General features: G+C 35.5%; 7 protein-coding genes. 3 read left to right on the plus strand and 4 right to left on the minus strand.

Translation table 11 applies throughout. The annotated features are described in order from the left end of the window. Positions 1-313 (plus strand): hypothetical protein (locus tag Q0L68_RS14065; protein ID WP_296704369.1); only part of this gene is annotated, 313 nt, incomplete at its 5' end. 20 nt (positions 314-333) lie between these two features. Here Q0L68_RS14065 and Q0L68_RS14070 read toward each other — a convergent pair. Beyond that, complete coding sequence (locus Q0L68_RS14070; protein WP_296704372.1) at positions 334-1,674, minus strand: TRAFs-binding domain-containing protein; 1,341 nt, start codon at positions 1,672-1,674, stop codon at positions 334-336. A 49-nt stretch (positions 1,675-1,723) separates the two neighbouring features. After that, on the minus strand, positions 1,724-2,824 hold the full coding sequence (locus tag Q0L68_RS14075; protein WP_296704374.1) for a hypothetical protein: 1,101 nt from the start codon (positions 2,822-2,824) through the stop codon (positions 1,724-1,726). Between the two features lie 114 nt (positions 2,825-2,938). Between Q0L68_RS14075 and Q0L68_RS14080 the strand changes: the two genes are divergently transcribed. Continuing rightward, entirely contained in the window at positions 2,939-3,610 is a 672-nt protein-coding gene (locus tag Q0L68_RS14080) for an STING domain-containing protein (RefSeq protein ID WP_296704377.1), read from the plus strand. Positions 3,611-3,640: 30 nt separating this feature from the next. Here Q0L68_RS14080 and Q0L68_RS14085 read toward each other — a convergent pair whose 3' ends face one another. Beyond that, entirely contained in the window at positions 3,641-4,807 is a 1,167-nt protein-coding gene (locus Q0L68_RS14085) for a dicarboxylate/amino acid:cation symporter (RefSeq protein WP_296704380.1), read from the minus strand. 434 nt (positions 4,808-5,241) lie between these two features. Here Q0L68_RS14085 and Q0L68_RS14090 point away from each other — a divergent pair, with 434 nt between their 5' ends. Further along, positions 5,242-6,528: an acetylxylan esterase gene (locus tag Q0L68_RS14090; RefSeq protein WP_296704382.1), complete on the plus strand. Its 1,287-nt coding sequence runs from the start codon at positions 5,242-5,244 to the stop codon at positions 6,526-6,528. A gap of 7 nt (positions 6,529-6,535) precedes the next feature. On the opposite strand, the gene Q0L68_RS14095 is transcribed toward Q0L68_RS14090, so the two are convergent. Further along, positions 6,536-6,857, minus strand: a 322-nt coding sequence (locus Q0L68_RS14095) for a DUF2911 domain-containing protein (RefSeq protein ID WP_296704384.1), incomplete at its 5' end; no start/stop codon positions are given.

Consider the following 6,857-nt stretch of genomic DNA (forward strand, 5'->3'; position numbering starts at 1 on the left):
GATGCAAGATGCAAGTTGGCAAAACCAAATTATGCTACAATGGCTCTCTAATTCTCCGACCGCTCATTATATAGATATGGAAATTGAATCTTTACGGGATGATTTCATTTCTGGAAAACCCTTGATCAAGTACCTGAGATATAATTTTGCCATGACCGAAAATGAATTAAACGGCCTAGGTTTTGGGAAGACTTTTTCAAAGAAAGAGGTGGAAAGCTTGATAGAAATGAGTAATTCTGAAAATAGGGAAGAACTATACAAAATCGGGGAAGCCGCTGCTAAAGGATCAGTGAAAGACTTCCATTTTGAATAAATCTTATCTTAGTTAAAATTTCATTTGTCTAAAAGGACTTGAATTACTTCTGCTACCCAATCTCCTTGGACTTTGTAAAGTTCAAGGTTTTTGGCGGTGGAATCTGTCTGCCAATCTTCATGGGGAGTACTAATCGTGGTAGTTAAATATTGAAAAGCCTTATCCTGATCATTTTGTAATAAGGCTAACTCCAATAAAGTGGCTTGGGGCCAATAATCCTCAAAATCAGAAGGAGCTTTACGAAAAGGAATTTTACTTTTCTTTTCCAAATAAGTTAAAACTGAATATTCTACGACCTTCGCAAAATCAATAGTATCCTTATCTCCCCTTACAAATTTCAATGTTGCCGCATTTATTCCTGGATAAAAGTCTCTTAAATCAGCTTGATATCCTTCGGTATAAATTGATATTGCTTTGTCTAAAAAACCCTTCGCTAAAAAAGGTTTTGAGGCTTTAGCTTCATTGTATTTATCTTTATAAATCCTACCTAAAATACCCAAGGTTTCGCCATTCCCCCCTTTTTCTTCCACTAGTTTGTTCAATACCTCGATTGCTTTATCTTTCTTCCCAGCTCGGTTTAATGCGAAACCATATTGCTCCTGAACGACAATGGTCCCTTTTAAATGATTTGGCAAAGATTCAATAAAATTCACCATCTCCTGAAAGCCATTAATCGAGCGATATGCGAGCATAAAGTCAATCGCTAAACCTGCATCCCAATCATCTTTTTCAGGAAGAGATTTTTCCAACGTTTCTAATTTTCCAAGCCTATCTTCCTCTTTCCCTAAGTTTAAAATCTCTTTAATTTGCTCATTAATTTTATTGTCATGCTCGGCCCTTTCCCTTAGCATATCGACCTTGTCTATTGAAAGATTATGCTTGAATTCAATCCCATCCATGAGTTGGTATACTGGACTATCGGTGATTTTCTTCTTTTTTATGCCAGCTATATAGGCTTTCAAAGCCTCCTTTTTTTCTTCCAAATCAACAATTTCATTATCCACTATTGTGTAAGGAAAGCATCTTACGTCAACCAAATCAAAAGGTATTTTAGTCCCTGTCTCAAAAATGCTGAAAGTGGTAAAAGGCTTTGCCGTATATCGAATACCGAGCTCATAAAACACATTGGCGTTTGCTGTGGTAAGATCTGCGATCGCAAAGTCACATAAAATCAATCGCTCATACATAGGCTTGTGAATGATCCCTCCCATCATTTCCTGATCCGCCCGAATGGATTCCAAACCAGATTCTTCGATTACTGGTTTTATAAATTTCTCATATACCTCATCAAAATTTATTGTTCTACCTGAGGAATCGGGCTTTTTTCCAAAAGGCATGATTACAAAACAAAGTGGTTTCATAGCTAAATGATTTTATTTTTAAAAATTGGTTCTTTCATTTTCAAAGATGCTACTCGATGATTTTAGCTTCATTAATTGCATTTAGAATTTTAAATCTCCTCTCCGCTCTCATTTGAATATTTGCTTTCTCCCTCGAAGAGTTTAACCAGATCTCAATCTGCCCAATCCTCAATTTGATGATGTTGGAATTGATACAACTTTGAAGAAAGAAAATCTGAATGTGAACATTTTTCTCCCATAAATAGAAGCCAAAGGGAGTATTGATGACGGTCAAATCGGGATATCCAACAAGACTTTTGACCTGAGAAGCTGTAACTCTTCCATAAACTGAAATAAAATGGATTACTCCGGAAGTCTTTTCACTTACAATGATTTCATTTTGCTCATATAAGAATGGCCTTCCTAATTGATTCTTAGCATCCGCAACTGACATACTATCAGGTACTGCATAATAGCGGCAAATAATATCCGAAAACACGGGGTTTGAAACTAGTGTGGACTGAAGGTTTTCTTTCATCTTTTCTATTCTTTCTGAATATGAAAGTTTACTCCAATCCAAAGTTTCAGGGATAATTGAAGAACCGGCAACTACTCTTTTTTGAGTTTTAAAGGAGTTCTCAAGAGATTTGATTAAATATCTCTTGATCTGCAAAAGACAATTATTTTTTAACTCATTAAAGTCATTTGCTTCAATGGTTTCCATATGCTTGAAATCATTCGCTAAGTCTTTAGCGAAATTTGTATTTCTCTCGAAAGCTTTTCCCTTCTCAGGAAGTTTAAAAAACCTGCTGATATTGATTCCAAAACTCATATCTCCAAATTCTTGTAGGGCAGCCAGATATTCCTCATGACAGATTCCATTAGAAGAATCCAAATCAGCAATTGGCCAACCTGCCTCGCCATTATAAATGATTATTATCACATTGGACGATCTAAGGCTATCCATACAATTTTCAAAAGCATCCTTTGAAAGAGTAGAATCAAAAGTCCCTTCATTGATTAAGACCTCAAATATTTTCTCCCCCAAAAAAAGTTCTTTCTCAATTTCAATTTGCAAATACTTCCTTAAGTCCTTAAGAGATTTTTTAGAGTCTAGATTTGAAAAAGATGAGTTTACTCTACTTGAAAGAAAAACTTTTATTGTCTCCATTTTGCTTTTTGTTTCACTTAAATTAGAATGAAAAAATCTGGTTATAAGATAAAAATAAGCTTATATCTTATTAAATCAGACACTTAATCAAACAATTGAATTAAATAAAATCCGATGACGAAATTAAGACTGATTTTTACATTGGGCTTTTTTAAAGAGGCTATTAGCTCTTTAATCCCCACCCTTTTTGTTTATCTGGATTTTTATGAGAACACTCTAAAGGCAAGTCATGCCATCATTTTGGCACTATTCACTTTTTTTGCGCTTTTAGGAATAATGCTATTCATAAAAATTAGAGAGTATAGAAATAGTATTGCCAGAGCACTTGCATATGGTTATTATAAGAATTTTGTTGAAAAATTATTTTCATTAATTGAGTCAAAAGGGAAAAGTGAAATTGAATTCATCTTCCAGAACAAAACCAAAAAATATGCTCCTAAGAATATCATATTCACCATGTTTTTAGCTTCTTCTTACGAGGATTTGCTACGTAAACAAGAAAAAATCAAAGACTCTTTTGAAATCGTCTATATAGAATCAAATGCATATAGCCATCCATTTTTCGTTTATGCTAAAACCAAAGATGACAAGATTATTATCAATGAAATTCCAAGGACATTATTTGCTTTAAAATACTATGTGGATCCTAATTTAGATACTATCAAAAAAATTGATAGTGAAACGCAAAAGTATTTTACCTGCTTTAATGATGAGTTTAAAAAACTATGGTCTAGGATTGACAGTCCTACAAATAATTTTAACCTAAAGATGATTGAAAAGAAGTAATTGTAAGCTTATTTCTTTTAAAAAACACCTTTATTCTTCCTTTGTGATCTTATCCACTACCAACGAAATTGCGCCATCGCCCGTCACATTACAAGCAGTCCCAAAGCTATCCATCGCGATATACAATGCAATCATTAAACCAATCATTTCTTCACTAAACCCAAGCATGGACTGAAGAACACCAATTGCTGCCATTATGGCTCCTCCCGGTACTCCAGGTGCTGCAACCATCGCAATTCCCAGCATAAATATAAATCCGGCAAACATCCCAAAATCATACGGTACTTCTTCCAATATCATTAATGCGATGGCACAAGCGGTAATTTTCATGATACTTCCTGACAAGTGAATAGTAGCACAAAGTGGTATTACAAATCCTGCGATTTTTGGAGAAACGCCATTTTTTTCTGCCTGTTCCAAAGTCACAGGAATAGTGGCTGCGGAAGATTGCGTTCCTAAAGCTGTAAAATAGGCAGGCATCATAGTCAGCAAAAGCTTGATTGGATTTTTCTTTACGATCGCTCCTGTGATAATATATTGTAAAATCAACAAGAATATATGCATGGCAAAAATAACCCCAATGATATTTAAGAAAACTGAAAGGATTGAATATACCTGACCACTAAACGCCATGTTTGCAAAAATCCCAAGAATGAAAATCGGTAATAAAGGAACAATGACATTCTCTATGAGTTGCATGATGATCGTTTCGAAATTCTTCACCACTTTTTTTAGGGTAGAATTTTCTTGATAGGATAACCCTAAACCAATCACAAACGCCAGAACCAATGCTGACATCACATCAATCACAGCTGGAATGGTAATGCTAAAATAAGGTTCAAGATCCTTCCCAGTTTCTGTGATTTCAGTAGCTTCATTTACATATGAAGAAAGGAGAGATGGAAAAATAGTGGAAGATGTAAAATAACTCATAAAGCCAGAAAAGAGCGTTGACCCATAAGCTATTGCAGCAGTAATCAACAAGAGTTTACCTGCACCTTTTCCAAGGTCCGAAATCGAAGGCATTATTAATCCCAATATGATCAATGGGATTGCAAAATTCAGAAATTGCCCAAAAAACGAATTAAAGGTTGCAAATATCCTGTTGATAGACTCCGGCAAAAAGAGACCAAAAACGATCCCTAATACGATGGCAACAAAAACTTTAAAAAGGAGATTGGAAAATAATTGCTTCATTTTTTGACTTGGATTCTGAATCAGTTGGCTATGGCCATCTTGAATTTTTGAAATGCTAAGATAGAAGATTAGGTTTTTAGAGTAGACCTAACCATACAATAATTACCTCTGAACTTACAGATGGTGAAAATTGATTCTTTCTATCAAACCACCGAATGAAAATTGAAGATATTTACTCTGCTAAAAGTAGCTTTTCCTTGACCATCCTTATTTCTGTATTTTTATTGGTCAAAAGTCAAAAAAAGTGGATTTATAGTCCAAGAAATTTTCACTGATAAGTTGGGAAGATTTTTTGAGAATGATTAAGCAACAAAAAATCAAAATCTAGACTTAAAGAGAGAAATTTTTCCTTATTCAATATAACTCAGGACAGTTATGCAAAATTATCTGGCTTAATTAATCCCTATTTTAAAAATCAGCTAAAGATATTTGTCATGAAAAGAACCCTTCTTACGATTTTTATTTATTGTTTGAATTCTTTTGCTTTTGCTCAAGCACAAGATCCGCCTACTGTTGTTGCAGGGTTTCCAGTAAATTATGACGAGGATGCCATTCCACCCTATACCCTTCCAGATCTTTTTACATTAGAAAATGGAAAAAAAGTAACTGACTCAAAGACCTGGCTGAAAAACCGAAGGCCGGAGCTTTTGGAAGCTGTTGCAGCATTACAGTATGGAAAAACTCCCCCTGCTCCAAGGAAAATAGAATTTGATGTTGTTGAAAAGGAAGGCGATGCTTTTAATGGCAAAGCTATCCGGAGGCAAGTCAGGATTTATCTTACAGAAAATAGCAAAGATCACCCAATGGATTTGCTGGTCTACTTGCCTAAAAATTCAAACAAAGCAGTACCGATATTCTTTACTATTTCTTTCACCGCAAACTCTCAAACGGTAGATGATGCTGAAGTTCGAATTGGAGAAATATGGAATAGAGAAGGTCAAAAAGTTAAAGCTGATCAACCAAGTAGATTTCGTGCTACCAATGTGGAACAGTTCATTGACGAGGGATATGGATTTGCCACTGTTTATTATGGTGATATAGATCCAGATTTTAAAGATGGTTTTGAACATGGGATCAGGAAGGAATTTTTAAAACCCGGTGAGACTAAACCTAAAGATGATGAATGGGGTACTATTTCGGCTTGGTCTTGGGGACTGAGTAGAGCCATGGACTATTTTGAAAAAGACAATCAAATTGACCAAGATCGGGTTGCTTTAATGGGAGTCTCACGATTAGGAAAAACAGTACTTTGGACAGGAATTAGAGATCCTCGATTTAAAATGATTATTGCAAGCTGCTCAGGTGAAGGTGGAGCTGCACTGGCTAGAAGAGACTATGGAGAAAATATCAAACATATGTCTGACCCTTCCAGATATGCTTATCAGTTTGCTCCAAACTACCACGAATATTCTACGCATGTTGAAGATTTTCCATTTGACGCGCATTCCTTAGTGGCGATGATTGCACCGAGACCTATCTTGCTTCAAACTGGAAATACTGACTATTGGTCGGATCCAAAGGGTGAATTTCTTGCTGCTCAAGAAGCTAGCAAGGTGTATCAACTATTTGGAGAAAATGGTCCAGAGGAAAATGAAATGCCTCCTGCTGGAGACACTTCACTTTTAGAAAATAAACTTGGGTATTATATGCATGAGGGAGGACACGGAACTATACCCTCAGATTATCCTGTCTTCATCCAATTCATGAAGAAATTTTTATGATTCGGATTTAGTAAGAAATAGGGATTTCTACCATAGTCTGATCCCAACCTAATCGCATCACGGCAGTATTATTTCCAAGATCTTCAAACCTAATCGAAAAGGCTTCTACCACTTCTGAGATAGATTTGGAATCAACCGTAAATCGAATCAAATCTTTACTTTCATTGTATTGGAAAGCTCCCCAATAATCTAAATCAGAATTGAGAATAATTGTCCATTCGTTCTCTCCCGGGATTGCAAACATGGAGTAGGTTCCGGCTTTAAGACTTTCTCCCCCAATTTTGATATCCTTAAATGCCTTAAACTCTACTGCTTCATTTGCTCCCATT

Origin of the sequence: Algoriphagus sp., assembly GCF_024642405.1 — a bacterium.
Lineage (GTDB): Bacteria > Bacteroidota > Bacteroidia > Cytophagales > Cyclobacteriaceae > Algoriphagus.

Bases quoted from the DNA above. Each gene is read 5' to 3' on its own strand.
- Q0L68_RS14070 (WP_296704372.1), bottom strand. From the start codon at position 1,674: ATGAAACCACTTTGTTTTGTAATCATGCCTTTTGGAAAAAAGCCCGAT.
- Q0L68_RS14075 (WP_296704374.1), bottom strand. From the start codon at position 2,824: ATGGAGACAATAAAAGTTTTTCTTTCAAGTAGAGTAAACTCATCTTTT.
- Q0L68_RS14080 (WP_296704377.1), top strand. From the start codon at position 2,939: ATGACGAAATTAAGACTGATTTTTACATTGGGCTTTTTTAAAGAGGCT.
- Q0L68_RS14085 (WP_296704380.1), bottom strand. From the start codon at position 4,807: ATGAAGCAATTATTTTCCAATCTCCTTTTTAAAGTTTTTGTTGCCATC.
- Q0L68_RS14090 (WP_296704382.1), top strand. From the start codon at position 5,242: ATGAAAAGAACCCTTCTTACGATTTTTATTTATTGTTTGAATTCTTTT.